23 protein-coding genes and 2 tRNA genes are annotated in these 26,820 nt (G+C 70.5%); 14 read left to right on the forward strand and 11 right to left on the reverse strand.

Annotated elements, in window-relative coordinates; genetic code table 11:
• Positions 1-12: 12 nt before the first annotated feature.
• Positions 13-543 carry a hypothetical protein gene (locus ABZ928_RS12215; protein ID WP_361517312.1) on the forward strand — a complete coding sequence of 177 codons (531 nt, stop codon included), beginning with the start codon at positions 13-15 and terminating at the stop codon, positions 541-543.
• Positions 544-798: 255 nt separating this feature from the next.
• Here the strand turns inward: ABZ928_RS12215 and ABZ928_RS12220 are convergent, their stop codons facing one another.
• The 3 genes from ABZ928_RS12220 to ABZ928_RS12230 form a co-directional block, all read right to left on the reverse strand.
• Positions 799-1,764: a DUF5926 family protein gene (locus ABZ928_RS12220; protein ID WP_361517314.1), complete on the reverse strand. Its 966-nt coding sequence runs from the start codon at positions 1,762-1,764 to the stop codon at positions 799-801.
• Between the two features lie 128 nt (positions 1,765-1,892).
• Positions 1,893-2,531, reverse strand: a complete 639-nt coding sequence (locus tag ABZ928_RS12225) for an ATP-binding protein (protein ID WP_361517316.1) — start codon at positions 2,529-2,531, stop codon at positions 1,893-1,895.
• Positions 2,532-2,684: 153 nt separating this feature from the next.
• Complete coding sequence (locus tag ABZ928_RS12230) at positions 2,685-3,494, reverse strand: glycerophosphodiester phosphodiesterase (RefSeq protein WP_361517318.1); 810 nt, start codon at positions 3,492-3,494, stop codon at positions 2,685-2,687.
• Between the two features lie 270 nt (positions 3,495-3,764).
• Between ABZ928_RS12230 and ABZ928_RS12235 the strand changes: the two genes are divergently transcribed.
• Entirely contained in the window at positions 3,765-5,279 is a 1,515-nt protein-coding gene (locus tag ABZ928_RS12235; RefSeq protein ID WP_361517319.1) for a trypsin-like peptidase domain-containing protein, read from the forward strand.
• 71 nt (positions 5,280-5,350) lie between these two features.
• A tRNA-Ser gene (locus tag ABZ928_RS12240) sits at positions 5,351-5,437 on the forward strand.
• A gap of 11 nt (positions 5,438-5,448) precedes the next feature.
• Here ABZ928_RS12240 and ABZ928_RS12245 read toward each other — a convergent pair.
• The 4 genes from ABZ928_RS12245 to ABZ928_RS12260 form a co-directional block, all read right to left on the reverse strand.
• Positions 5,449-8,697 carry a tetratricopeptide repeat protein gene (locus ABZ928_RS12245; protein WP_361517320.1) on the reverse strand — a complete coding sequence of 1,083 codons (3,249 nt, stop codon included), beginning with the start codon at positions 8,695-8,697 and terminating at the stop codon, positions 5,449-5,451.
• Positions 8,580-9,647 (reverse strand): toll/interleukin-1 receptor domain-containing protein, encoded by a 1,068-nt coding sequence (locus ABZ928_RS12250; RefSeq protein WP_361517322.1) that lies wholly within the window; start codon positions 9,645-9,647, stop codon positions 8,580-8,582. Before ABZ928_RS12250 ends, ABZ928_RS12245 begins: the two co-directional genes overlap by 118 nt.
• Before the next feature lie 284 nt (positions 9,648-9,931).
• Positions 9,932-10,363, reverse strand: a complete 432-nt coding sequence (locus ABZ928_RS12255; protein ID WP_361517324.1) for a hypothetical protein — start codon at positions 10,361-10,363, stop codon at positions 9,932-9,934.
• A 164-nt stretch (positions 10,364-10,527) separates the two neighbouring features.
• Positions 10,528-11,397, reverse strand: a complete 870-nt coding sequence (locus tag ABZ928_RS12260) for a bifunctional DNA primase/polymerase (RefSeq protein ID WP_361517326.1) — start codon at positions 11,395-11,397, stop codon at positions 10,528-10,530.
• A gap of 346 nt (positions 11,398-11,743) precedes the next feature.
• On the opposite strand from ABZ928_RS12260, the gene ABZ928_RS12265 reads away from it, so the two are divergent.
• The 6 genes from ABZ928_RS12265 to ABZ928_RS12290 all read left to right on the forward strand — a co-directional run bounded on the left by ABZ928_RS12265 (position 11,744) and on the right by ABZ928_RS12290 (position 17,571).
• Positions 11,744-12,058, forward strand: a complete 315-nt coding sequence (locus tag ABZ928_RS12265) for a hypothetical protein (protein WP_361517328.1) — start codon at positions 11,744-11,746, stop codon at positions 12,056-12,058.
• A 275-nt stretch (positions 12,059-12,333) separates the two neighbouring features.
• Entirely contained in the window at positions 12,334-13,377 is a 1,044-nt protein-coding gene (locus ABZ928_RS12270) for a bifunctional MaoC family dehydratase N-terminal/OB-fold nucleic acid binding domain-containing protein (protein WP_361517330.1), read from the forward strand.
• Entirely contained in the window at positions 13,364-13,852 is a 489-nt protein-coding gene (locus tag ABZ928_RS12275) for a MaoC family dehydratase (protein WP_361517332.1), read from the forward strand. The genes ABZ928_RS12270 and ABZ928_RS12275 overlap by 14 nt, the downstream gene beginning before the upstream one ends.
• Positions 13,849-15,015, forward strand: coding sequence for a lipid-transfer protein (locus ABZ928_RS12280; RefSeq protein WP_361517334.1), 1,167 nt, complete (start codon positions 13,849-13,851; stop codon positions 15,013-15,015). The genes ABZ928_RS12275 and ABZ928_RS12280 overlap by 4 nt, the downstream gene beginning before the upstream one ends.
• Positions 15,016-15,199: 184 nt before the next feature.
• Positions 15,200-15,772 (forward strand): SigE family RNA polymerase sigma factor, encoded by a 573-nt coding sequence (locus ABZ928_RS12285; protein ID WP_361517335.1) that lies wholly within the window; start codon positions 15,200-15,202, stop codon positions 15,770-15,772.
• Positions 15,773-15,891: 119 nt separating this feature from the next.
• The gene (locus ABZ928_RS12290) at positions 15,892-17,571 is read left to right on the forward strand and encodes a long-chain fatty acid--CoA ligase (protein WP_361517337.1); all 1,680 of its coding nucleotides are present in this window, start codon (positions 15,892-15,894) and stop codon (positions 17,569-17,571) included.
• A gap of 37 nt (positions 17,572-17,608) precedes the next feature.
• On the opposite strand, the gene ABZ928_RS12295 is transcribed toward ABZ928_RS12290, so the two are convergent.
• Positions 17,609-21,976, reverse strand: a complete 4,368-nt coding sequence (locus ABZ928_RS12295; RefSeq protein ID WP_361517339.1) for a PAS domain-containing protein — start codon at positions 21,974-21,976, stop codon at positions 17,609-17,611.
• A gap of 291 nt (positions 21,977-22,267) precedes the next feature.
• The gene (locus ABZ928_RS12300) at positions 22,268-22,747 is read right to left on the reverse strand and encodes an SSI family serine proteinase inhibitor (RefSeq protein WP_361517341.1); all 480 of its coding nucleotides are present in this window, start codon (positions 22,745-22,747) and stop codon (positions 22,268-22,270) included.
• Between the two features lie 172 nt (positions 22,748-22,919).
• Between ABZ928_RS12300 and ABZ928_RS12305 the strand changes: the two genes are divergently transcribed.
• Positions 22,920-23,013 (forward strand) — tRNA-Ser (locus tag ABZ928_RS12305).
• Between the two features lie 60 nt (positions 23,014-23,073).
• On the opposite strand, the gene ABZ928_RS12310 is transcribed toward ABZ928_RS12305, so the two are convergent.
• Positions 23,074-24,582 (reverse strand): site-specific integrase, encoded by a 1,509-nt coding sequence (locus ABZ928_RS12310; RefSeq protein WP_361517343.1) that lies wholly within the window; start codon positions 24,580-24,582, stop codon positions 23,074-23,076.
• On the reverse strand, positions 24,579-25,376 hold the full coding sequence (locus ABZ928_RS12315; RefSeq protein ID WP_361517345.1) for a hypothetical protein: 798 nt from the start codon (positions 25,374-25,376) through the stop codon (positions 24,579-24,581). The genes ABZ928_RS12310 and ABZ928_RS12315 overlap by 4 nt, the downstream gene beginning before the upstream one ends.
• A 107-nt stretch (positions 25,377-25,483) precedes the next feature.
• On the opposite strand from ABZ928_RS12315, the gene ABZ928_RS12320 reads away from it, so the two are divergent.
• The 4 genes from ABZ928_RS12320 (at position 25,484) to ABZ928_RS12335 (ending at position 26,774) form a co-directional block, all read left to right on the forward strand.
• On the forward strand, positions 25,484-25,672 hold the full coding sequence (locus ABZ928_RS12320; protein ID WP_361517347.1) for a helix-turn-helix domain-containing protein: 189 nt from the start codon (positions 25,484-25,486) through the stop codon (positions 25,670-25,672).
• Complete coding sequence (locus ABZ928_RS12325; RefSeq protein ID WP_361517348.1) at positions 25,672-26,022, forward strand: helix-turn-helix domain-containing protein; 351 nt, start codon at positions 25,672-25,674, stop codon at positions 26,020-26,022. Before ABZ928_RS12320 ends, ABZ928_RS12325 begins: the two co-directional genes overlap by 1 nt.
• Before the next feature lie 147 nt (positions 26,023-26,169).
• The gene (locus tag ABZ928_RS12330; protein ID WP_361517350.1) at positions 26,170-26,427 is read left to right on the forward strand and encodes a hypothetical protein; all 258 of its coding nucleotides are present in this window, start codon (positions 26,170-26,172) and stop codon (positions 26,425-26,427) included.
• The gene (locus ABZ928_RS12335) at positions 26,424-26,774 is read left to right on the forward strand and encodes a hypothetical protein (RefSeq protein ID WP_361517352.1); all 351 of its coding nucleotides are present in this window, start codon (positions 26,424-26,426) and stop codon (positions 26,772-26,774) included. The genes ABZ928_RS12330 and ABZ928_RS12335 overlap by 4 nt, the downstream gene beginning before the upstream one ends.
• Positions 26,775-26,820 lie beyond the last annotated feature (46 nt).

Consider the following 26,820-nt stretch of genomic DNA (forward strand, 5'->3'; position numbering starts at 1 on the left):
ATCGTCCCCTTCATGAACCTTCGTCTGCTCGCCCTCGCGGGCGTCGCGGCATGCGCCGTCGCGCTTCCTCTGGCCGTGGCCTCCGCGGGACAGGTGGGCGACGAGGTCGTACGGGCTCTGCCGCACGACGACCACAAGGCACCCGTCGCCTCCGCCGAGCCCTCCCGCTCCCCCTTGCTGCTCGGCCTGGGCCTGGCCACCGCCGCCCGCTGCGGCCCCGAACTCACCTCCCCCGAGGGCATCGAGGCGCAGACCTGTGTGCTGACGCAGGGCGAGGAGACGTGGGCCCGCACCTACTACCGCAATGTCACCGGCGGCGGGCTTGACTCCGTGCTCAGCCTCATGGGTCCCGGCGGCCGCACTGTGCAGATGCACTGCGCGGTGGGCGCGGACGACGAGCCGGGGACCTGTGAGACGCCCAGGGAGCGCACCTTGGGCGAGCCCGCCGCGTACACGGCGATCGCGGAGTTCGCGGGGCAGGGCGGTCAGGGGCCGCTTCTGCTGCGCTCCGGCAGCAACTCCGGGGCGGCTACGGGCAGTTGACGCCCGGCGGCAATCCGTAAAGCTGAGCGGGCACAGAAAGACCCGGTTGCTGGCGACGGGGGATGCACCAGCAACCGGGCTACTCGAACGGTAACAAGAGATCGGCTGTTCGCAAATTCGATCTCGGTTTTTCATCGGCTTTCCGGACACCGACTCACTTGATCCCGAAGGGAGTTGTGAGCGGATCCGGCCGCTCCGTCAGCCCGGGGTCGACTGACCGACCGGTCAGCCCACCCCGGGACTCGAATCTGTGTTTCAGCTGAGCGTGACCTGTCGGTTGGTCAGGCCCCCACGCGCGCGCCGCTCGTCCGCGGTGAGCGGAGCGTCCGAGGCCAGCGCGGCGGAGAGCCGCTCGGCGAACTCGGCGGCCGGCTTCTCCACGTCGTCCGCGGTGACCCCGCTCGGCAGGTCCCAGACCGGCACGGTGAGCCCGTGAGCGCGGAAGGAACCCACCAGCCGGGTGCCCTCGCCGAGGCTCGACTTCCCGGCCGCGTGCAGCCGCGCGAGCGCGTCCAGAAGCTGCTCCTCGGGATACGGCATGACCCAGCGCAGGTGGTTCTTGTCCGGGGTCTCGCACCAGTAGGCGGCGTCCACGCCCTGGAGCTTGGCGGTCGGGATGGCCGCGGCGTTGGCCCGCTCCAGGGAGGCGGTCACCTCCGGGGTGGCGTTCTCCGCGTCCGGCACCCAGAACTCGAAGCCCGCGTGCACGACTGGCTCGAACACGCCTTCGGGGTCGAGCAGATCCTGGAGCCGCGGGCCCTCGGCGGGCGCGCGGCGGCCCTGGACGGGGGTGCCCGGGTCGGCGGTGAGGGCGCGCTGGAGGGTGTCGGCGAGGTCGCGGCTGATGTCGCCCGAGGCCGTGTCGTTCTGTAGGCCCAGCAGCACCGAGCCGTCGTCGCGGCGCAGGGCCGGCCAGGCCATCGGCAGCACGGTGGCCAGCGTGACCGACGGGACGCCCTCGGGGAGGCCGCCCTTCAGGGGCAGTTCGACCGTGGCGGCCGGGACCAGCTCGCGCAGGGCCACCCAGTCGCCCTCGCCCGGCAGCCCCTCGAAGGGGCGCTGCACCAGCTCGGTCACCGCGTGCGCGGCGGCCCGGCCGTGGCAGGCCTTGTAGCGGCGGCCGCTGCCGCACGGGCAGGGCTCGCGGGCACCGACGACCGGGACCTCCCCGTCGGTGATCTGCGGGCGCTTGGCCTTCGTCTGGGGTCGCTTCTTGGCCATCGTGAGGTCTCCCGGTTACGGCTGGTCTCGTACGGCGGGAGCCTAGCCGTTCACGGGGTGCGCGACGGGAGCCTGTGGACAACGTGGGGGTGTGTGCCGACCTGCGGTCGACGTGGGCGCGCCGGCCGTCAGTCGAGGTCGGTGAACGCCTCCGCGAAGTCCAGATCGGCGATCGCCGACACCGAGGGGGCCGTCACGCGCGCGGCGAAGTCCTCGCGGCGGTGACCGGCGTCCGGATCATGGACGTCGTCGTGGACGACGACCCACACCGTGACCTCGCCGCGGGCGTCGTTGCGTACGCCCCAGTCGTCGGAGAGCGCGCTGACGATGTTCAGCCCGCGGCCGCCGTGCGCGGTGACCGAGGGTGTGGCCGGAGCCGGGCGGGTGGGCCCGCCGCCGTCCGTCACCTCGACCGTGAGTCTGCCGCCGGTGTCCACCCGCCAGGCGGCGCGGACATCGCCGTCCCCGGCCAGGGCGTCGCCCAGCGGCCGGCCGTGCTTGCACGCATTGCTCAAGAGTTCGGAAAGAATCAGTACGGCGTCGTCGATGACCGCTTCCGACACGCCACCCGTGCGCAGCTGAGAACGCATCCGGTGTCTTGCTTCCCCCACGCCCGCAGGGCCATGGGGTACGGCCATGCTCGACGACGTGGGCACCTCCTGTGCCACCACCAACGCCACCCCCGAGACCTCCTTTGCCCCACGCCACGGTGTGGATGCCCCATTGGCCTGTACCGGAAACCGGCCAATCGCGGTCCGCTGACGCATTCGTAACGATCGAATACGGTCCGAACGCGCCGGAGCACTCCCTGTAACCGTGTGGCTGGATTTCGACGCTATGGCCGGGTTGGGAGAATGCGGGTGGTGAAGGTGCCGGGTCAAGACACCTTCACAGGTCTTTACCAGTTGTGTCCGTTTTGGTTATCTGCCCAGCTGGCGCAGGACCGCGCGCGGGCGGTTGGTGATGATCGCGTCGATGCCGAGCTCGACGCAGAGGTCGACGTCCTCGGGCTCGTTCACCGTCCAGACGTGCACCTGGTGACCGGCTCGTTTCAGCCGCTCGATGAACGCCGGGTGATTGCGCACGATCCGGATCGAGGGCCCCGCGATCCGTACGCCCGCCGGGAGTCGACCGTCCCTCAGGCGGGGCGAGACGAACTGCATCAGATAGACCGTCGGAAGCGCCGGCGAGGCGGCACGCACGCGATGCAGCGAGCGCGCCGAGAAGCTCATGATCCGGACCGGGGAGTCGGCCGCCGTGGCGGGCGCGTCCAGGCCGAACCGCTTCAGCAGCACCAGCAGCCGCTCCTCCACCTGCCCCGCCCACCGCGTGGGGTGCTTGGTCTCGATGGCCAGCTCCACCCGCCGCCCCGCGTCCGCGACCAGCTCCAGGAGCCGCTCCAGCGTCAGTACGGAGGTGTCCTCCCGGTCCTCCGGACGGTGCTCCCAGTCGGGCTCCTCGTCGCGGTTCTTCCAGGAGCCGAAGTCCAGGGCGGCCAGCTCGGCCAGCTCCAGGGCGGAGACCGCCCCGCGCCCGTTGGACGTACGGTTGACGCGCCGGTCGTGGACGCAGACGAGATGGCCGTCGGCGGTCAGGCGTACATCGCACTCGAGGGCGTCGGCGCCGTCCTCGATCGCCTTCTTGTACGCGGCCAGGGTGTGCTCGGGGGCCTCCTCGGAGGCTCCGCGGTGGGCGACGACCTGAATGCTTTGCTGCCGTACGTGGGTCACCGCGTCATGGTGCCACCGCGCGCGGGTACGCGTCGCACGAGGAGGGCACAGAGAGGACGCCGAGATGCGTCTGGTTTGCCGGAAAGGTCCCATATAAAGGAAAGTCCTGGACCCACAGCCACCGCTTATGGTGCTCTGACGGCCTGTGGGAAAAGCTGACGGCATACAAAAGCACATGCACAGCTGCATCGCGCCGGACCGTCGGCAAGCGTGAACGAGCGTGACCGAGTGCGACCTTAGGACAACAGCCGTGGATCGAGGAGAAAAGCTGTGAGCACCGAGAACGAGGGCACTGCGGTACCCCCGGCCCCGTCCGCACCTCCCGTGCCGGTGGATTCCCCCGCAGCCTCCCCGCAGGCCACCGCGCCCGACAGCGGCGCCCCGACGACCCCGCTGCCCGCGACGCCGCCGAGCGCCCCCGGCGCACCGGAGCAGGAACTGGCCTACGCGGGCCAGGCACCGGCGTACGCCGCGGCGGGCGCGAGCGGTCCGCAGGGCGGCGGCCCGGAGGGCATCAGCGGCGGAGCGCCGGGGCAGCCGGGCGGTCAGGCGCCGGACGCCTCCTGGCCGCCCCCGCCCCCCGCGACCCCGACGTACGCCGACAGCGGTGCGGGCGGCGCGGGTGCCGGCGGCTGGGGCGCCTCCTACCAGCCCCCCGCGCCGAAGTCCCGCGGCCGTGGCGGCCTGATGGCGGCGGTCCTGATCGCCGCGCTGGTCGCGGGCGGCCTGGGCGGCGGCCTCGGCTACACCCTGGCCAAGAACGACGACAACACCTCGTCGACCACCGTCTCCGCCTCCGACAGCGGCGGCTCCGTCAAGCGGGAGGCGGGTACGGTCGCGGGCGTGGCCGCCAAGGCGCTGCCGAGCACCGTCACCATCGAGGCCGAGTCCAGCAGCGGCGAGGGCGGCACCGGTACCGGCTTCGTCTTCGACACCGAGGGCCACATCGTCACCAACAACCACGTGGTGGCGGACGCGGTGGACGGCGGCAAGCTGACCGCGACCTTCCCGAGCGGCAAGAAGTACGACGCCGAGGTCGTGGGCCACGCGCAGGGTTACGACGTGGCCGTGATCAAGCTCAAGAACGCCCCGAGCGACCTCAAGCCGCTGACCCTGGGCGACTCGGACAAGGTGGCGGTGGGCGACTCCACGATCGCCATCGGCGCGCCTTTCGGCCTCTCGAACACGGTCACGACGGGCATCATCAGCGCCAAGAACCGCCCGGTCGCGTCGAGCGACGGCAGCGGTTCGAACGCCTCCTACATGAGCGCCCTCCAGACGGACGCGTCGATCAACCCGGGCAACTCGGGCGGACCGCTCCTGGACGCCCAGGGCAACGTGATCGGCATCAACTCCGCGATCCAGTCCACCAGCAGCGGCGGCCTCGGCGGCACCAGCCAGTCCGGCTCGATCGGCCTCGGCTTCGCCATCCCGATCAACCAGGCCAAGTATGTCGCCCAGCAGCTGATCCAGACCGGCAAGCCCGTCTACGCCAAGATCGGAGCCTCGGTCTCCCTGGAGGACTCCACGGGCGGCGCGAAGATCACCGAACAGGGCGCCAGCGGCTCCGACCCCGTCGAGGCGGGCGGCCCGGCGGCCAAGGCGGGCCTCAAGCCCGGCGACGTCATCACCAAGCTCGACGACACGGTCATCGACTCCGGGCCCACCCTCATCGGGGAGATCTGGACCCACCAGCCCGGCGACAAGGTCAAGATCACCTACGAGCGCGACGGCAAGACCAACACCGTCGAACTCACCCTGGGCTCCCGCGAGGGCGACAGCTGACCCCACGCGCGCGTGGGCACCGGTTACTCTTGTCCCCGCGCCGCCGGGCTCCGGCCCTCCAGGCGGCGCGGGGAAGCGTGCCCGAGCGGCCTAAGGGAACGGTCTTGAAAACCGTCGTGGCAGCGATGTCACCGTGGGTTCAAATCCCACCGCTTCCGCGGTGAGCGTTTCAGTGCGGTGCGAATGGCCCCTGACCTGGGTTTGGGTCGGGGGTCGTTTGTGTTGGTGGGGGGTGTTTCTCGGTCTGGGTGGCGTTCATGATCGTTGTTGTCGAGGCCTCATCCGCCATCATGCCGTTGACGAGCGAGCGGAAGACATCGTCGCCGAGACGGGTCCTCTGCTGGCTGAGCCCGGAAAGGATCGAGCCGATCGGCCTTCCGATCTCCAGCTGGAGTGACAGAGCCTGGAGCAGCCAAGGCACGCCTTCCCTGGGACGCTGTTGCTTGGTGCGGATGATGCCCAACTGGTAGTAGCAACTGGCTATGCCGGCACGGTCGCCGAGTTCTTCCCTGATGGTGAGGGCGGCGTGGTAGCGCTCTTCGGCCTGTTGGAAGTGCCCTTGCTCCCGCGCGATGATGCCGAGGTGGTGGTAGCAGGTGGCGATGTTGGCGCGGCTGCCTAGCTGCGCGTAGATGGTGAGGGAGGCGCGGCAGCGCTCTTCGGCCTGCTGCAAGTCCCCCCGCAGCTGGGCGATGATGCCCAACTGGTAGTAGCTGCCGGCTATGCCGGCTTGATCGTCGAGCTCCTCGTTGATGGTGAGGGCGGCGTGGTAGCGCTCTTCGGCCTGTTGGTAGTCTCCCCGATCCTGGGCGATGATGCCGAGCTGGTGGTAGCCGGTGGAGATGTTGGCCCGGTTGCCGAGTTCCTCGTTGATGGTGAGGGCGGCGTGGTAGCGCTCCTCGGCCTGCTGCAAGTCCCCGCGCAGCTGGGCGATGATGCCGAGTTGGTGGTAGCCGGTGGAGATGTTGACGCGGTTGCCGAGCTCTTCGTTGATGGTCAAGGAGGCGTGGTAGCGCTCTTCGGCTTGTTGGTAGTCCCCCCGTTCCTGGGCGATGATGCCGAGCTGGTGGATGTGGGCGGCGGCAGAGCGGGATCGGGGCGGGACCCAGGTCAGGGTTTCCTCGATGAGGTGTCGTTCCCAGTCCCAGGCTCCCCAGGTCTGTAGCTGCGAGCACACCCTCTGGGTGATCGAGTCGGCCTGGTCGAGGTCCCCTGCCTGATGATGATGGTGACGCGCCTCGATGAGCTGGGTGATGTCCTCGACCTCAGATTGCGGCCATACGTTGACTCGCCATTCCCAGTAGGCCGCGGCCCGGCGATGAGCGGCTCTGAGGGCGTCGGGGTGGGTGCGTCGGCGAAGAGCGTCGGCTGTCCAGTGATGAACCGTCAAACCGGGGACCGAACCACCCCGCTCGTCTTGGGGTGCGGGTGCCGGAGAGAGCAGCCCGAGGTCCAGTAGCTGATTCAACGCGTCCGTGGCTTGGACGTCCATGTCGACCGGGGGGCGCTGGAGTTCCTCCATGATGGCTGTGTATTCCGCGAACATCTCGGGCCCGGAGGCATCACTGTCGTCCAATGCCACTCCGGCATCCCTTGCTTGGCTGATGCGCGCGGTGAGGTTCGTGGCACGTAACAGAAGGTCGTGGTCGAGTTCGGGGACCTTGGTCAGCTGGGACAGCTGCCATGCGGCTCCGATCCGGTCGACCGAAGCCCGATACACGGCCATGCCGTACAGGAGCTGTCGCGCTCCGGGTACGGCGTCGAGCTGACCGAGCAGGCTGTCGAGCAGGACGTCGTCCACGGCGAGAGTGACGGTCTCGGCCAATGCTCTGTTCAGGTCGCCTTGTGTGCCTGTCAGCCAGCGCTTGTGATCGTGGATGCCGCGATCCTTCAGGGCGGTTTCCATACGGCGGGCGATGTCGGGGAACCGGGCTTCGCCGCCGCGAAGTAGGGCGTCGAGGTATTCCAGGGCCCGCGGGTGGCCGCCGACATCGGTGTATGCGCGCCGTTGGTCGGCCGGGCTGAGGGCGGCCAGGCCGTCCAGGCGCCAGATCAGCTTGCGGGTCTCGGCCAGAGTCAGAGGCCCTAGATGATGAGCGAGAAGCTGTTGGTCGGCTTGCCGGGGGAGTCGGATCGGGTAACGGCTGGTGACCAGCAACCGGGTGCGGGGGCTCTCCTCGGTCCACGCGGCCAGCAGTTCCGCGAGCTCGGGGTCCGTGATGTGGAGTTCGTCTCCGGACAATGAGGACAGAAGGTCTTCGGCGTTGTCCACGACCATCAGCACGCGCAGCCGGGGCAGCACGAATTGACGGATCAGTTGCCACCGCGCCCGCCAAGGTGAACTTGCATCGGCCAGAGCCGCCGACAGCCGGCGCAACGGGTCCGTCGCCGGCAGATCCCCTTCCACCAAGCAGTACGCCACAAGACGTTGCCGCAACGTCTCCAGGACCGCGTCGACGGTCCGGGTCGTGGCCGCCGAGACCGGCACGATCAACCGGTCATGAGTCTCGTAGTGATGCAGCAGCTCGGCGGCCAGCGTCGACTTCCCGACACCCCCGATGCCGTGCACCAACACCCCCGCGCACTGGGAATCGCGCAGCGCACCCAGCAGTCTGCGCAGCTCGGCACGGCGTCCCACGAAATCGCCGACCTTGCGTACGACCATGCCCTCGTCCAGCACCGCCTCCGGCATCATCGGCATCTGATCGGCACTGTGGGTGCGGTCGAAGAGCGGCAAGGGAGGCCCGGCCAGGAACAGCGCCGGGGTGGCCCACTCCGGCCAGGCGGCGCGAGGGTCCTGGTCCGGCAGCCGTCGGCGTCGGGTCTCCAGGGTGCGCCGGGCCTGGGAGAGGGCGGTCAGCGGGTTGGGGTGCTCGGCGCGGGCCAGCGTCTGGTACATCTCCGCGGTCAGTTCGGTGGCGTAGTGGTCGGTGACGGAGTCGGTCATCGCCAGCACCGCCGGGACTCCGTGCGCCAACAACTCGCGGGCCAGACCGGTCCGTACCCGGCCTTCCCCACTCGCGGCGGCGGCAGCGGCATTGATGTCGGCGTCGTCCTGCTGTTGCGTCGCCTTCGAAGGCAACGGAGCACGCGCGGTGGAGCAGCCCGACAACACCACCAACGGAACACCACGATCGTTGGGCAGACCCTCCGCCAGGAACCGCTCCGCGTCGACCTCGTCAGCCTGTCCCCGCGCGTCCTCCAACAGCAGGGCCCCCGGCTTGGCATGACAGGACAGATGCAGGATGTGAAACCGCTCCTGCTCCAAGGCCGTACGGATCTCAGCCAGGCTCCCCCAGTTCAGCACCCGCACATACGCACCCTGTCGAGATCGGGCCGGATCCACCGCATCCAGAATCCGCCCCAACTCCCGCTCGTAATCCAGCAGCTCACCCCCGCCCGACTCCGGACTGGCCACCACCGCCAGAATCCGCAGCGGTCCCGGAACCGCACTGCGACCGGTGAGCACTCCCCACGCAGCGTCCGGTACAGCTCCACCTGTTCGGACAGCACCAACGGCCCCGCCATCCCCGGCACGACCAGCGTCTCCCACGGCAGATCCACGCACGCCGGGTCATCCACCGCGAGCCCGATCCGTAACGACGTATGCCGCGCCCGAGCCAGTCGCTCCTGCTCGGCCACCGCCGCCGCGACCGCACCGCTCGCGAACCGCTCCCCGAGGGCCTCCCCGACCACTGCCAGCGCCCCCGACGGCCCTCCGAGGGCGGCCGTCTCCTGGAGCAGCCGTCGCGTGGGGACGCCTTCCAAGGCCGCGGCGCGGGCACGGTGCAGCATCCCCAAGCGCTGCTCCAGGTCGTCGTCGACTTCGCCGGGCGGGCAGGAGAGATCCCGTCCCGCGGCGCTGAAGATCACCGAGTCCGTGCCGACTCGTAACTCCGCGCGCGTGGGCCCGTCCAGGCGGTAGGTCACCGGTTCGGGCACCACCAGCGGCTCGCCCCGTCTCGGGCGTTGCGCCGGAGGCTTCCTGAGTACCGCCTGCTTCAAGTCCCGTACGAGATCCAGGTACTGCTCGGAGGAGGCCACCTCGCGGAAGTCGACGTACAGCCGGGAGGCGATGAAGACCGGCAAGTCCACGTCGCCGACCACGACCGGTATCAGGCGCTTGCCCTGCTCCACCGCGCCGGTCATGGCGGCGGCGAACTCCTCCCCGCACCAACCGGAGTCCACCCAGTGCTGACTGACCACCGCCACCACGGCGTCGGCGTTCGTCAGCCCTTCCTGCAGCTGTGACGCCACAAGTCGGCCCCCGGCCATCTCCCACTGGTCCAGCCATACGTCGAGGCCCAGTCGATGAAGGTTCTCAGCCAACGTCTTTGCCCACACACCGTCCTTGTGCGCGTAGGACAAGAACAGATCGAATCGCCCGACACCAGCCACACCGCACCCCCGAACCGGGCACCCCGTACAACGTGCGCGCCCCCGGCCACCGCTCCTCAAGCTGGCCACACAGTAGGGCACGGCATGGGCCCGTACGCCTGGAATGACGTGATTGCCCGTTGGGGGCTCGCGTAAACGAACCCCTCAGGGAATCAGGAAGCCGACCAGCAGACGATGATGACGCCCGCGCCCCAAGTTCCCCTGCCGCCCATGCCCGCCTCCATGGGCGACCTGCCCCTTACGAACTTCCTCCCCTACAGCTCGAAGTCCTCCGCCAGTTCGTCCCACGCCACATCCCGCAGGTCGTCCTCCGCGTCGCAGCCCGACGGCACCCGGGTCGTGGGCTGGAACCAGACGACCGTCAGGAACGACCGGTACAGGACCGGGTCGTGGGTCGGGTTCAGGGCGTGGGAGCGGAAGTTGCCGACGCAGGCGACGGACGGGATGACCTCCACCGGACCGAACGCTCCCGCGTACTGGTCGGGATACTCACGCGGGGGCGGGACGAGGTGGACCGGCGACTTGGGGAACTCCCGCGCGGCGAAGCGCAACAGGCCTTTGATCTTCATCTCGTTGACCACCCGGCACGGGTAACCCTCCAGCATCCCGCCGTACGTGGAGGAGAGCCGCAGCTCGGAGAGGTCGACGCTGCGGCCGGAGGCGAGGACGAGGCGGGCCAGTGACATGGTCGGCACTCTAGGGCGGTGGTGCATCGAGCTCCCCTGAATTTCACGGCCGACGCCAGTTCGTACGTGCCTTGCTCATGGGTCTTGCTTTCGGGCCTTGCTCACGTGGCTTGCTCACGTGTCTTACGTGCCTTCGTGCGCGCCTCACGCGCGCGTGCCGTGCCCTACGACGGCCGGTGCCCCGTCATCCGCGCCGCCGACGCGATCGTCGCGCGGGCCTCCCGTTCGGTGAGGCCGGTGTTGAGGGCCGCGTCGACGAGGGGGTCGACGAGGGTGGGACCGATGCCGTCCTCGTAGGCGCGGCAGGCCGCCCAGAAGAGGCGGGTGTTGCGCTGGCCCTCGTGCGCGGCGAGGACGAACTGGACCAGGCCCTGACCGTGGTCGCCGGCCGACGGAGGCGTGGGGTGATGGGTGCGGGGCGGGGGGAGCAGGAGCCGGAGCAGGGCCGGTGGACAGGCCGCCGGGGCGAGGTGGGCGGTGCCGGGCGCCGTTTCGTAGACGCCGTGGTCGGTGCGGGAGCCGGGGCCGACCAGGTAGCCGCCGGCGCCTCGGATGTCGATGCCGGGGGCGAGGCGGCCGGCGGAGTTGGGGACGACGACGTCGGGCGGGCCGCTCAGCCAGAGGTGGCGGCCGCCGGACGGCGTCAGTACGACGACCGTGGCGGGGATCGTGAACAGATGGCGTAGGGCCAGCTCGCGCAGGGCCGCCGAGGAGTCCGTGTCGGATTTCGTGTCGAGGTCGACGCCGATCAGGTGGTGGGGTGGGAGGCCGCAGGCGATGCCGTAGCCCGTGGCCCAGGGGGCGGCGGCGAACAGTGCGCGGATCCGGGCGGGGTCGGTGGCGGCGTCGTAGACCCCGTGGCCGAAGCGGCCGCACTCGCCGTGGCAGGGGGCCGGGTCGGGGGTGTCGCGGTGCGGGGAGCGCAGGGCCGGGAGCTTCGTCCGGGACAGAGGGATGACGGCCAGGCCGCGCTCGGCGGCTGACAGGGCGTGGGCTAGGGCCAGCGTCGTGGCCTGCCGGTCTGTGGTGGCCATACCTCTATGTTCGTACGAGTGTTCGAAAAAGGGAAGTGTATTCCAGGGCGACTCGCCGGGCGGGGCTGGTTGGCCGGAAAAGCGCCGGAACGCTTCACCTCTTGGGGCGCTTGGTCCGTTCTGTCAGCACCATCCTGACCTGCTGATCAAGGTCGGGAAAGGGGTTTATCGACTTGTCCTCACGCTTCAGGGGGAATAGCCGCTTCCGGGCTGGTTCGCCGGGGATTCGGTGGGCAACTCTGGTCTCGCGACGTCGTGAACGACTCCGAGGCGGTCGGCCAACTGCCTTGGAAACAGCCTTACTTGACGTACTTCCGGCAAGAAGCCGGGTTCTGGAGGAAGAAACATGGCAAGCATCCGTACCGCCCGCGTCATCGCCGCCGTCTCCGCCCTCCCGCTCGCCGCCGCGCTCTTCACCGGCGTCGCGACGGCGGACAACGGCGGCTTCGCGGACGACGGATCGAACGCGGGTGTCGCGAGCATCGTCGGCAGCGGCGTCGGTGGCACCAACAACGGCAACTCGTCCACCACGCAGCAGAACGCGGTCGGCTCCGGCGCCTCGAACCAGAGCAACACCGCGCAGGTCAACGGCTCCGCGTTCACGGCCATCAACCAGGGGAACGACAACACGTCCATCACCTTCACGCCGCTGTGGTGGTGAGCTGAGGGGCCACTGCTCCGGCAACGGCCCCGGTCTCCGAGCGGGTGTGCTTCATGGGGTGTGAGGCGTCTGCGCGGCGGTGCTCCGGCATCGCCGCGCAGGCGTTTGTGCGGGGGCCGGCTGTCTTGACAGTGCACAGGATCTGACGGACAGTCAGAAATCTTCGTGGAGAGAGTGGGAACCTCGGCGGCGGCTGCGGTGTACCAGAAGTGTCGATACGCAACGGGCGGGGCGACAGGGACGACGAGGGCGAGAGAGGGGACTTGGGGGAGGCCATGGACGACGACGAACTGGAGAAGCGACTCAAGGCGTACGAGGGGCGGCCCGCCGCCGTCTCCGGCACCGGCAAGGACCCCGTCAACGCGCCCATGATCCGGCACTGGTGCGAGGCCATGGGCGACACCAACCCGGCCTACACCGGCCCGGACGCCATCGCCCCGCCCACCATGCTCCAGGCCTGGACCATGGGCGGCCTCTCCGGACATACGGGCCGCTCGTCCGCCTACGACGAACTCCTCACCCTCCTCGACGAGTCGGGCTGCACCTCGGTCGTCGCCACCGACTGCGAGCAGGAGTACGTCCGTCCCCTGCGCCCCGGTGACGAGATCACCTTCGACGCGGTGATCGAGTCCGTCTCCTCCCGCAAGACGACCAAGCTCGGCACCGGATACTTCGTCACCAGCCGCATGGACATCCGCGTCGGCCCCGACCTCGCGGGCACCCACCGCTTCCGCATCCTCAAGTACGCCCCCGCGCGACGGGAACAGCAACATCGACAGGAAGGGCGGCAACGTCAGGAAGGACAGGAACACCAGGAAGGACGGGAACGGCCGGGAGGGCAGGAACGGCCGGGATTGCAGGACCGGCAGCAACAGCAATCGGACACGGCACCCCGCCGCCCCCGCCCCGTCATCAACCGCGACAACGCCGGCTTCTGGGAAGGCGTACGCCGACACCGCCTCCTCATCCAGCGCTGCACCGCCTGTTCGACGCTCCGCCACCCCTGGCTGCCCGGCTGCAACACCTGCGGCCACCCGGAATGGGACACCGTCGAGGCGTGCGGCACCGGCACGGTCCATTCGTACGTCGTCATGCACCACCCGCCCTTCCCGGCCTTCGAACCCCCTTATGCCGTGGGCCTGATAGAGCTCACGGAGGGCGTGCGGATGATCAGCAACGTGACCGGGGTGCCGTACGACAAGGTGCGGATCGGCATGCCGGTGCGGCTCGAATTCAAGGAGTACGACGAGGAGTTGGTGCTCCCCGTCTTCCGCGCCGAGGATGCTTCGCACGAGGAGGGGTCCCATGGAGCTCGGTGAGCAACTCCCGCCGCTGGAGATCCCGGTGACCCGCACGCTGATCGTCGCCGGCGCCGTCGCCTCCCGCGATTACCAGGACGTCCATCACGATGCCGAACTGGCCCGGCAGAAGGGCTCGCCGGACATCTTCATGAACATCCTGACGACCAACGGGCTCGTCGGCCGGTACATCACGGACCACTTCGGACCGACGGCGGAGCTGCGCCGCGTCGCCATCCGGCTCGGCGCCCCCAACTACCCGGGAGACACCATGGTGTTGAGGGGCACGGTCGAGGAGGTCGACGGCGAGACGGCGACGGTCCGGGTGATCGGGGAGAACGGCATCGGCAGACACGTCACGGGCACGGTGACGGTCACGCTGCCCTCGGACGCCGGACGCCTGTCCGATGCCGCGAGCTTCTCCGATGCCCCGCACCTCTCCGACACCCCCCGCCCCTCCAACGCGCCCCACTCCTCCGAAGGAGGCCCCGCATGAGCGTGCGTGCCCGGGACTCCCTCGGCGGTCGTGCGGCGATCGTCGGTATCGGGGCCACCGAGTTCTCGAAGGACTCCGGCCGCAGTGAGCTGAAGCTGGCCGTGGAAGCGGTGCGGGCCGCGTTGGACGACGCGGGGCTGGCGCCGGGAGACGTGGACGGGATGGTGACGTTCACGATGGACACCAACCCGGAGATCACGGTGGCCCAGGCCTGCGGGATGGGCGAGCTGTCCTTCTTCTCCCGCGTCCACTACGGCGGCGGCGCGGCCTGCGCGACGCTCCAGCAGGCGGCGCTGGCCGTGGCGACGGGCGTGGCCGAGGTGGTGGTCTGCTACCGCGCCTTCAACGAACGGTCGGGGCGGCGCTTCGGCTCCGGAGTGCAGCACCGGGAGCCCTCGGCGGAGGGGGCCGCGCTCGGCTGGTCGCTGCCGTTCGGGCTGCTCACCCCGGCGTCCTGGGTGGCGATGGCGGCGCAGCGCTATCTCCACACCCACGGCCTGACTCCGGAGGCGTTCGGGCAGGTGGCGGTCACCGCACGCAGACACGCGGCGACCAATCCGGCGGCGTACTTCCACGGCCGCCCGATCACCCTCGCCGACCACGCGGCCTCCCGCTGGATCGTCGAGCCGCTCCGTCTTCTGGACTGCTGCCAGGAGACGGACGGGGGACAGGCCCTGGTCGTCACCACTCCCGAGCGGGCCCGCGACCTGCCGAACCCACCGGCGCTCGTGGCCGCCGCGGCCCAGGGGGCGGGCCGGGCCCAGGAGCAGATGACCAGCTTCTACCGCGACGACCTGGCAGGCCTGCCGGAGATGGGCGTGGTGGCCCGCCAGCTGTGGCGCACGTCGGGGCTCGGGCCGGCCGACATCGACGTGGGGATTCTGTACGACCACTTCACGCCGTTCGTGCTGATGCAACTGGAGGAGTTCGGGTTCTGCGGGAAGGGGGAGGCGGCGGAGTTCGTGGCGGGGGATCGGCTGCCGCTCAATACGCACGGGGGGCAGCTCGGGGAGGCGTATCTGCACGGGATGAACGGCATCGCGGAGGGAGTGCGTCAGATAAGGGGGACGGCGGTGAACCAGATATCCGGCGCGGCCCGGGTGCTGGTGACGGCGGGCACGGGGGTGCCGACGTCGGGGCTGGTGCTCAGCGAGGACGGCTGAGGCGCCGGGGGCGGACTTGGTCGTGCGCGGGGGCGTACCCCTCAGGGGTCATCCCGTAGTAGTCGCCCCTCCCTCGTCCACCCTCAGGAGGTGGAGCCACCCCCACCCCTACAACCTGAGGCGGAGTCGTCTTCGGGACCTGCGGCCGATGAGCCGGAGGCACCCTCGCTCCTAGCGTGGAGCCATGACCACACCCGTCTGCACCAGCGCTTCGGAGGCCGCGGTAACGGCGAGGCCGACCCGCCCGTATGCGACGTACCCCTCCTTCTCGTCGTATGTGAGGGCCCGCCAGCCGGTGCTGCTGCGTACCGCCCGGTCGCTGACCGCGAACCCGAGCGACGCGGAGGACCTGCTGCAGACCGCGCTCACCAAGACCTATGTCGCCTGGGAGCGGATCGAGGACCACCGGGCGCTGGACGGCTATGTGCGCAGGGCGCTGCTGAACACGCGCACCTCGCAGTGGCGCAAGCGCAAGGTGGACGAGTTCGCGACCGACGAGATCCCGGAGCCCGAGCCGGTGCCCGGTGGGGACGACCCCGCCGAGCAGCAGGCGCTGCATGACGCGATGTGGCGGGCGATCATGAAGCTGCCGGCCCGGCAGCGGGCGATGGTCGTCCTCAGGTACTACGAGGATCTGAGCGAGATCCAGACGGCCGAGGTGCTCGGGGTCTCGGTGGGCACGGTGAAGTCGGCGGTGTCACGGGCGTTGGGCAAGCTGCGCGAGGACCCGGAGCTGGGGCTCGCCCGGCAGACCTAGGATCTGTCCTCGCGGTCGGCGGATGTGAACGCAACGTGACGTGATCGATCACCCGGCCCTAGTGACATACCACGCGGTATGTGCGCAGAATCAGCCCAACCCTTACTACCGCGTAGGCAATGTCGCCCCGGGAGGACGCCGTGCTGAGCACCATGCAGGACGTACCGCTGCTGATCTCGAGGATCCTGGCCCACGGGTCCACGATCCACGGCACATCGCAGGTGACCACCTGGACCGGTGAGGGCGAGCCGCACCGGCGGTCGTTCGCCGGGATCGGTGCCCGTGCGGCTCAGTTGGCGCACGCGCTGCGGGACGACCTGGGCGTGGCCGGGGACGAGCGGGTCGCGACGCTGATGTGGAACAACGCCGAGCACGTGGAGGCGTACTTCGCGATCCCGTCCATGGGCGCGGTGCTGCACACGCTCAACCTCCGGCTGCCTCCGGAGCAGTTGGCGTGGATCGTCAACCACGCGGCCGACCGGGTCGTGATCGCCAACGGTTCGCTGCTGCCGCTGCTCGTCCCGCTGCTCCCGCATCTCAAGACGGTCGAGCACGTGGTGGTGAGCGGGCCGGGTGACCGTTCCGGGCTCGCGGGCGCCGCCGGCGTTCAGGTGCACGAGTACGAGGAACTGATCGCCGGGAAGCCGACGGCGTACGAGTGGCCGGAGCTGGACGAGCGGCAGGCCGCCGCCATGTGTTACACCTCCGGCACCACGGGCGACCCCAAGGGCGTGGTGTACAGCCACCGTTCGATCTATCTGCACTCCATGCAGGTCAACATGGCCCAGTCGATGGGCCTCACCGACCAGGACATCTCCCTGGTGGTCGTCCCGCAGTTCCACGTCAACGCGTGGGGCCTGCCGCACGCCACCTTCATGACCGGCGTGAACCTGCTGATGCCGGACCGGTTCCTCCAGCCCGCGCCGCTCGCCGAGATGATCGAGAGCGAGAAGCCGACGCACGCGGCCGCCGTCCCGACCATCTGGCAGGGCCTGCTCGCCGAGCTGACCGCCAAGCCGCGGGACGTCTCCTCCCTCGGCCAGGTCACCATCGGTGGCTCGGCCTGCCCGCCCTCCCTCATGGAGGCCTTCGACAAGCTGGGCATGCGGGTCTGCCACGCCTGGGGCATGACCGAGACCTCCCCGCTCGGCACCATCGCCCGTCCGCCGGCCCATGTGGTGGGCACGGAGGAGGAGTTCGCGTACCGCCTGACCCAGGGCCGTTTCCCGGCGAGCGTCGAGGCCCGCCTCAGCGGCCCCGGCGGCGAGCGCCTCCCCTGGGACGGCGAGTCCGCGGGCGAGCTGGAGGTCCGCGGCCCCTGGATCGCCGGCGCCTACTACAACGGCCCGGACGCCGAACCCCTGCGCCCCGCCGACAAGTTCAGCGAGGACGGCTGGCTGAAGACCGGCGACGTCGGCACCATCTCCGCCGACGGTTTCCTCACCCTCACCGACCGCGCCAAGGACGTCATCAAGTCCGGCGGCGAGTGGATCTCCTCGGTCGAGCTGGAGAACGCGCTGATGTCCCACCCGGACGTCGCCGAGGCCGCCGTGGTCGCCGTACCCGACGAGAAGTGGGGCGAGCGCCCCCTCGCCACGGTCGTCCTCAAGGAGGGCTCCGCCGCGACCTTCGAGACCCTGCGCGCCTTCCTCGCCGACGAGGGCCACATCGCCAAGTGGCAGCTCCCGGAGCGCTGGACGGTCATCGAGTCGGTCCCGAAGACGAGCGTGGGCAAGTTCGACAAGAAGGTGCTCCGCAAGCAGTACGCGGAAGGAACGCTGGACGTCACCAAGCTCTAGCAGACCCTCATCGGCACCAACTGAACCTCATCAGGCTTCAGTTGGTGCCGATCCGCGCCAGCAGATCCACGATCCGTGCCTGCACCTCGGCGCTGGTCGACCGTTCCGCCAGGAACAGCACCGTCTCGCCGGAGGCCAGCCGCGGCAGGTCCGCCTGGTCGACGGCGGCGGTGTAGACGACGAGCGGGGTGCGGTTGAGCTGCCCGTTCGCGCGCAGCCAGTCCACGATTCCGGCCTGTCGCCGATGCACCTGGAGCAGATCCATCACGACCAGGTTCGGCCGGAACTGCCCCGCCAGCGTCACCGCGTCCGCGTCGCTCGCGGCCCGCGCCACCTGCATCCCGCGCCGCTCCAGCGTCGCGGTCAGCGCCAGCGCGATCTCCGCGTGCTCCTCGATCAGCAGCACCCGCGGCGGATGCTGCTCACTGTCCCGCGGCGCCAGCGCCTTCAGGAGTACGGCGGGGTCGGCGCCGTACGCCGCCTCGCGCGTCGCCTGTCCGAGCCCCGCCGTCACCATCACGGGCACCGAGGCCGCCACCGCCGCCTGCCGCAGCGACTGGAGCGCGGTCCGGGTGATGGGCCCGGTCAGCGGGTCCACGAACAGCGCGGCGGGGAAGGCGGCGATCTGCGCGTCGACCTCCTCGCGGGAGTGCACGATGACCGGCCGGTAGCCGCGGTCGCTGAGCGCCTGCTGCGTGGTGACGTCCGGCGCGGGCCACACCAGCAGCCGCCGCGGGTTGTCCAGCGGCTCCGGCGGCAGCTCGTCGTCCATCGGCTGCGGACGCGGCGGGTCGGCCACCTCGACGGCCCCACCGGGACCGTCCAGCGGCTCGGGCCCCTCGTCGGCGTTCTCGTCCGGGGCGCCTATGGCGTACGACCGTCCGGTGCCCTCCGTCATCTGCGCGAGCCGGGACTGCCCGGCCAGGGACGGCTGTGCCTGTGCCTGTGCCGGTGTCTGCTCGCCCGTCGGATGCGGGCGCCCGGCGGCCGGGTCGGGCGGCGTGCCGAGCTTGCGGCGACGGCCGCCACCGCCCGGCTGATGCGGCGCGGGCGTCGCCGTCGGCTGCGGCTGCTGCACCTGCGCGGCCTGCCGGGTGAACGGCACCCCCTGCCCCAGCGTCCGCACGCTGATCGCCCGCCCCTGCGTCGAGTTCGGGTCGACGGGCGCGGCTGCGGCGGCCGAGGCCTCCGCGGGCAACGGCTGCGCCGCCCGCGCGGCCGCCGCCGGAGGCAACGGCGTGCCGGGCACCGGAGTGCCCACGGGCTGCGCCGAGTTCGCCGGTACGGGGCCGACGCCCTCGGCGGTCGGCCACGGCTGCGCGGCCGGTGCCTGCTGCGGTGTCCCCTGCGGGACTTGCTGCGGCGCCTGACCGGGAGCCGCCTCGGCCGGAAGCGGCTGACCGGCGGCGGTCAGACCGGACGAGGGGGTCGAGGCCTGTGCCTGAGCGGGCAGCGCGGTCTGGCCGGTGCCCTGCTGCGGGTTCTGCGGGTTCTGCGGGTGCTGCGCGGCGACGGTCGCGGGGGGCGAAGCCTGGGACGGAATCCCCTGCCCGGCCGTCCCCCCGGCCTCGGCCGGCTGCGCCACGGCCCGTCGACGGCGGCCCGTGGGCGCGTTCGCCGGATGCGGCTGCGGCGGCGTGTGATCGTCGGCCTGGTCGTGCGGCACGGCGTCGTGCCGCCCGTCGTCGACGAGCCCGGCCGCGGCCGCGGCCTGCCCCGGAAGCGGTACGGCGGGCTGAGCACCGGGCACCTGCGCCGGTACGGCAACGGGAGCGCCGGCCGCCTGCCCGGGCACAGCCACCTGGCCCGGAACCTGCCCGGCGATCTGTCCTGCAACCTGCGGGGGCACCTGCGGGGGCACTTGCGCGGGAACCTGAGCCGGTACGCCGACCTGCCCCGCCCCCTGTCCTGCCTGCCCCACCTGCCCCGCGACGGCGACCTGTCCGGCCGTACCGTCGTCGCCCCGGTCCGCCTCGGCGGGCGGCAGGGCGAACACCGAGCGGGGCGCGGCCTCCTGCGCGGCGGCGCGTTCGTTGGCGGCGGCCAGGGCACGGCGCCGGCGCCCGGTCGGCTGGGCACCGTCGTTCTCGCCGACGGGCTCGCCGGACGCCACCGCGGGCAGCGCGGGCGGCAGCGCGTGCTGTTCGACAGCGCCGGGCGCGCCGGATGCGGCGGAGTCATCGTCACGGCGGGCGCGACGCCCTCCGCCGGGTGCGGGCATGCCCTGCGGCGGTACGGTCCCGCCCAGTCCGCTCCCCACGGCCGCGGTGCCCGCGGCATACTCGGCGGCGGTGACGACGGCCCCCTCGGAGACCCCCTCGCCCCCTCCGGCACCGTCCACCCCGGCACCCTCGGCAGGCCGCCCGCGCCGCCGCCCAGTACCGCCGGACCCGGATGCCGACGAGTTCCCGTCCCCGTTCCCGAGCCCGTTGTTCCCGAGCCCGTTCCCGGACTCGACGGAGGCCTGCGCCGGAACAGGCGCCGCCTCCACCGCCGTATGCCTTCTGCGGCGACCGGTGGGTACACCCTCGGCCCCGTCGGACTCACCGAAGCCGGAATCCGACCCGGAAGCGGAACCGGGACCCGCACCCGAACCGGGGTCACCCGCACCGTGCTCCGGCTCGTCCCCGCTCTCCAGGAACGCGTCGACGGACGACTGCCGCGCCCGCCGTCGGCCGCCCCCGCCGTCGGTTCCGGCGGGCGGTGCCTCGATCGCGGCCGGGCCGGGTGCCGGAACGGCCCCCGCCCCGCCGCCGATGGGCACTTCGAGGACGTACGCGTTGCCGCTCATCCCCGGCACTTCGTGCGTCTGGAGCACACCGCCGTGGGCGCGCACGATCCCGCGCACGATCGGCTCGTGCACCGGGTCGCCACCGGCGTACGGCCCGCGCACCTCGATGCGTACGACCTCGCCGCGCTGCGCCGCCGCCACGACGACGGTGTTGTCCATGTACCCGCCCGCGGACACGGGCGAGTTGCCGGTCGCGTCGACGCCGGCGACGTCCGCGACGAGATGGGCGAGGGCACGGGCGAGGAGCTGCGGGTCGACCTCGGCCTCGATGGGCGGGGCGTGCACGGCGAACTGGACGCGCCCGGGCCCGATGAGCTCCACGGCCCCGTCGACGCCCGCGGCGACGACCGCGTCGAGCATCACCTTCGTACGGGTGATGCCGTCGGTGCCGGAGTCGAGGCGCTGGTAGGCGAGGACGTTGTCGATGAGCTGGGTGATCCGCGAATAGCCCGCGGACAGGTGGTGGAGCACCTGGTTGGCCTCGGGCCACAGCTGTCCGGCGTCGTCGGCGGCGAGGGCGGCGAGTTCGCGGCGGAGTTCGTCGAGGGGGCCGCGCAGGGAGGCACCGAGGAGCGTCAGGAGCTGCTCGTGCCGGCCGGCGAGAGCCTCGTAGCGGTCCTTCTCGCGCTCGCCCAGGGCGGCGTACCGCTCCTCACCCGCGGCGAGTTCCTCCTCGTGCTGCTCCTGGAGTTCCTCGACCTCGCGGACGTGCTGCTGGCGCAGGGCGGTCAGCTCGGAGGCGTGGTCCTCGGCGAGCCGCTCCAGCTCCTCCGCGTGCCGCTTGTCGGAGGCGTCCTTCTCCTCGGCGAGCTGGTCGTACGGCCGCCGGTCGGTGAAGGTCATGACGGCACCGACGAGCTGGTCGCCGTCCCGCACCGGCGCGGTCGTCAGGTCGACGGAGACCTTCTCGCCCTTCTTCGACCACACCACCTGCCCGCGCACCCGGTGCTTGCGCCCGGAGCGCAGGGTGTCGGCGAGCGGGGACTCCTCGTACGGGAACGGCGTACCGTCCGCGCGGGAGTGCAGCATGAGGTCGTGCAGCTCGCGGCCGCCGAGGTCGCTGGCCCGGTAGCCCAGTATCTGCGCGGCGGCGGGGTTGACGAGCACGATCCGCCCGTCGGTGTCGGTGCCCACGACCCCTTCCGCGGCCGCACGCAGGATCATCTCGGTCTGCCGCTGCGAACGCGCCAGCTCGGCCTCGGTGTCGACGGTCCCGGTGAGGTCCCGTACGACGAGCATCAGCAGCTCGTCGCCGCCGTAGCCGTAGCTGTCGTAGGCCTGCTGGCCGTTCTCGAGGTTGGCGCTGGTGACCTCGACGGGGAACTCGATGCCGTCGGTCCGGCGCGCGATCATCCGCGTCGGCTTGGTCTGCCCGCGCGGATCCATGTGATCGGGCCGCCGCATGGACCCCGGGATCAGCCTGGAGTCGAACTCGGGCAGCAGATCGAGCAGCCCGCGCCCGACCAATGCCGTACCCGGCGCCTCGAACGCTTCGAGCGCGATGGTGTTGGCGTTCACGACGGTCCCGTTGGCGTTGACCAGGACCAACGCGTCGGGCAGCGCGTCGAGTATGGCTGCGAGGCGAGCAGCGCCTCGGGATGGCCTGCTGCTCACGAGACGCTTCCTCCCTGTTACCGCACCTTGCCGACCGCTCGGGCCATCTTGCCAACCGGCCCGCGACGTGTCACGCGAGGGAGTCTAAGGGCAGCGGTTGTGCCGGGGGCCCCGGATGAGAGGGAGGTCGCACGACGAAGTGAAGTAGAACGTGTGCCCGTATGCGCGACCACCTGCGTGCCCACCTGCATGGCTGTCTGTGCGCCCGCCCGCGTGCCCATGTGTGTGCCCGCCCGCGCGGGGCTCATACGGACGCCCTGTTTCCGCCAGCTTCCGCCAGCTTCCGCCTGCTTACCGGCCCATGTCGGGCAGAAGCGGTACGAGCCGGTCCCAGCGCCCGATCTGGCAGCCGTCGCTGCGGTCGTACGACGCGTTGACCGGCCGCCCGGCCCAGGTGCCGGTGACATGCGCGGTGGCGGGCCCGCCGTACTGCATCGTGCACATGCTCCCGTCCGGTACCGGGGCGAAGGTGTCCTTGCCCCACCGTGTGCCCCGGTCGAGCGCGGCACACGCGCTGCCGGCGTCGGGGTGGGTGCCGCCGCCGGGATGGCAGTACAGCTCGAAGGTCCCGTCCTTGCCGCCGCCCGCGTTCCGCACGGTGACGGTGAGGTGGTCGCCGGTGCGGTCGTCGTCGCGGGCGGGCGGAGGCATACGGGTGTGGCCGGTGGCCGAGGCCGCGGCGGCCGCGGGTACGGCGGTGACGGAACCGGCGGCGGCGAGCGTGGACGCGCCGAGGACGAGGAGCCGGGCGAGCCGGGAGGACTGGAGCATGACCTGACTAACGCGCCCCGCTCCGACCGGTTGCGGCACCAGGCCCGGGGGCGGGGGAAGGGCTTTGCCCTGCGGCCCGCCTGCCTAGTACCGTGGGAGGCGATTGGTGACACCACGCTCGACTGTGTCATCATCTGCACGCACCACTCGCGCTCGCGCGGGCGGCTGTGCTGGAGGCGTCGCCTAGTCCGGTCTATGGCGCCGCACTGCTAATGCGGTTTGGGACTTAAATCCCATCGAGGGTTCAAATCCCTCCGCCTCCGCCACCTGACCAGGGAGTTCGGCCCAATGAGGCTGGGCTCCCTGAGTCGCGTTCAGGGGCAGTTTCAGCCCCCAGATGGCACCGTGATGGCACCAACCGCTGAAGGGCGATTCTGGCGGGGAATGAACGCCGCGATCCGGCGCGTAGCGTCGGCCGCCATCTCCTCCGCGACGACCGCGTACACGTCCTTCGTGAAGGACACCGACGCGTGGCCGAGCACCTCCGATACGAACTTGTCGTCCACGCCAGCCGCGAGCAACATCGTGGCCGCACCGTGACGCAGATCATGGAAGCGGACCGGGGGCAGCGGCAGCAGGAGGGCCACCTCGACGGCCGCCTCGGTCGTCCGGTACTTGCGGGCGATCCGCTCGACCGGCCAGTTCTCGGCCGCCCTCGCGCGGATGTTGCCGTGCCGCTCGATCAGGATGCTGAAGCGGCTGGAGAGGTACTCAGGCTTCAGCTCCTTGCCGTCCTCGTAGCAGTAGACGCGCCCCGAGTCCTCGTACAGCTCACCCCACCGGAGACGCTCCTCCAGCTTCCGCTTGTGCCACGCCCGATGGACGCGCACCGTCTCCGGGTCGAGGGGCACCTGACGCCAGCCGGCCTCGCTCTTGGTGTCGTCCAGCTCGTCATCCGACTGCGACTGAAGGATGTGCAGCCGGCCCCGCTCAAGACTGAGGTGCTGCTCCTCGGCACCGACCAACTCGCCGCGGCGCGGGCCGTAGTACGCGGTGAGATGGAACGCCGGGTACAGCCGCTCCTCGGAGGCGTCGGCGAAGTCGAGGAAGTTGCCGGTCTGTGCGGCCGTCCAGACCATCACCTTCGCCGGGACGACGCTGGTCTTCAGCCACTGCTCGACGCGCTCGTCGGTCCACAGCAGCGGCTTGATGCGGCCCTTCTTCTTCTTGCCGCCCTTCGACCGCCACACCCCGTCAGCTGGGTTGTCTGGCCGGATCTTGGACAGCTTCACCGCGTCGGTCAGCGCGCCGTGCAGGACCGCGTGAACCCGCCGGATGCGGCTCTCGGAGATCGGCCGGGTGTGCAGCCTCTTGCCGTGCCGGACGGCCCGCACCTCCTTCAGCCGGCGCAGCATCTCCGTGCGGTCGCCCTTCTCCTCGGGCCGGTTGAGCTTCCGCATGGCCGCGTACAGCTCACGGAAGTGCTCGTCGGTGAGGTCGACGACCTTGATGTGTCCGAGCCCCGGCTTCCCGTACAGGTCGATCGCCTCGCGCTCGGCTTCCAGCGTCGACTTCGCCAGGCCCTCGCCGGTCTCCGCCTCGGATACCCGCCAGGCGTACCGGCGTTCGAGGTAGGCCGCGAGCGTGGTGTTCCGCTCGTCGTGCGCCTTCGGGCTGACCGCGGTGCCGAGCACCTTCGCCAGCTCCTTCTTGCACTCCGTCTCGGTGGTGTACGGGCCGATGCGCGGCTGCCGCCGCTTCCCCTCTCCGGTCTTCGGCGCCTCGTACCGGGCGTACCAGCCGCCGTGTCCCTTCTTGCTGAGGTGCGGGCACTTCTTGCCGAGGAGTCGTTTCGTTTCCGGGTCGCGGCATGAACAGGCCTTGTACGGCTTCACTCGTTATCCCCCTCTGTGTGATCCGGTGACTTCTTCGCCTTGGGCTCCGTCGTCTCAGACGGCAGCGGCTCCATGGGAATAGAGGAGACCTGGAACCCTGGTGCGCTGGGCGACGGCAAATCGGCCAGGAACGAGGTCGCCGAGGTGAGCGCCGGCGGCTTCAGACCCCTGTCGGTCATCTCGCGGCGGAGCGCGCGCATCTCATCCTCGATCTCGTGCAGTCGATCAGTGGCGAGCCGCATCATGTGATCGTCGACGGCCCCGGGGTCCGGCTCGGTTCGGTATCGATGCAGGGACTCGGACCGCGTTGCCGAGATGGTGGCCAGTCGGTCGCGCTGGGTCCACCAATCGTCAGTCAGTCGATCGTGTCTCCGGAACAGCTCCACAATCTCGTTGTCCTGGCGCTTGGCCTCGTTGTCGTAGGGCGACTGCGGAATCATCTCCGTCTCACCCGTGAACCACCGCACGGCGGACCAGGTGTCTACGACCTCGCTGGGAAAGACCTCGGTGTTCTCCTGGCGTCCGATGGGGAACAGCAGCTCGACGGGTGGGATCTGTAGGGCGCGAGCGAGAACGAGCACCTCGCCGACGGTGATGGTCTGCCGCGTCCCCTTCTCCAGCTTGGCGATGACCGTTCGGTCCATGGGAAGGCCGAGGGCGGCGCAGCGGTCGGCCAGGGCCTGCGCCGTGAGTTTGCGCCCCTGGACGTCCCTGGCTTGCAGCCGGTAGTGCGCGATCCCTTGGCCGACCTGCCTGGCGATCTGCGCCGCCCACTCATTCGCGGAAAGTGCCATGACAGCACATTAATCCGTCACGGCGCGACTTGACCACCCACAACGCGACACCCATACTGAGCCTCAGCGATCGACCATGACGGACGATCGGAAGGGGTTTGTCGACCGTGACAGCACAATTTCTGACCAGGGCCCAGACCGCGGAGCTCGTGGGCGTCAGCGTGCGGACCCTGGAGCGGTGGGCGCGTGCAGGCATCGGCCCCACCCCTCGCAAGCACGGGCCCCGGCTCGTGCGCTACGACCGGGATGAGGCGCTGGCCTATCTCCAGATCGGCGAGCGACGGGAGTCAGCCTGATGACGGCATGGACCCGCGAGGCGATCGAGGCACTCGGCCCGGTCACCGACGTCCCGACGGTGGCGTCGATCTTCGGCGTCAACAAGGACACCGTGTACGCACAGATTCGGCGCGGCGAGTGGCAGGCGACCCGAGTGCTCACCCTCGGCCGGAAGCTGAAGGTGCCGACGCGGGACCTGCTCGACCTGCTCTACGCGGCCGAGACCGCGCCCGCTCCCTCGAAATCCGAGGCTGAGCAGCAATGTGCATCAGGTCCACATAGTCCCAGCTCAGACGCCATGCCATCGCATATCCAATGCGGTTGCAGGGTTGGGGAATCGGCGGTGATCCGCCCTCTCCGGGGCGCATGAAACGACCCCTCGCGTATGCGCCGGTGATTCCAGCACCGACGACCGCGAGGGGCCCCGCCCCAACCACCAGACGACGAAACCCCCGGGCCTGCTTTTGCCGGCTGGGTCCCGAGGGCGACGTCTCACAAGATGAAAGGAGCTACCGCCATGGTAGCCATCACCTCCGTCGGTGGGCAGTTCGCCGCGATGCACAACCGTCTGACTGCGATGGGACAGAGCTGGCGGGCGCCGCTGGCTGCCTACGTCGACGAGGTTCATCGACAGTTCGCCGACCAGGTTGCCGCCTCCGTTCGCCGCATGGTCGCTGAGACCTGCGATGCGAGGAGGGCCACGCTTCCCCGGTTTCTCCCGGACACGCCACCCGAGGCGCCGTTCGTCGTCCACATCACCGTGAGCCTCGGGTGACCTCCCGCCACGGTAACGGCCGCCCTCGTCTGGTCGCTTCGACGGCCGGGCGGGGCCCCGCCGTGCGCGGCGTCGTCCACATCCGGCTCCGCGTCTTTTACGGCTCCGTGGAACTGCCGAGTCCTACGCAGCAGTACGGCGGCGTTGAGCGGCTCTCGCCCGGCACGGTGGCGCGCGTCGACATCGGCGCCGCCCAACGCTGCAGCAGCTGGACCGCGTGCCTCCTCGTCGGAGCGCTCCACGACTGCGACGAGGTCGAGGTCGTCGGCACGGATGCGCACGGGGTCGCCGAGACCCGCAACGCCCTGGCCCGAGCGCTGAACGCGGGGGTCTCTTCCGCGTGCTGAACGAACTTTCCCGCCGCTGCTCCCGCCTTCGGGTGGGGAATGCGGC

It is taken from the genome of Streptomyces sp. NPDC046909 (assembly GCF_040644695.1).
Classification (GTDB): domain Bacteria; phylum Actinomycetota; class Actinomycetes; order Streptomycetales; family Streptomycetaceae; genus Streptomyces.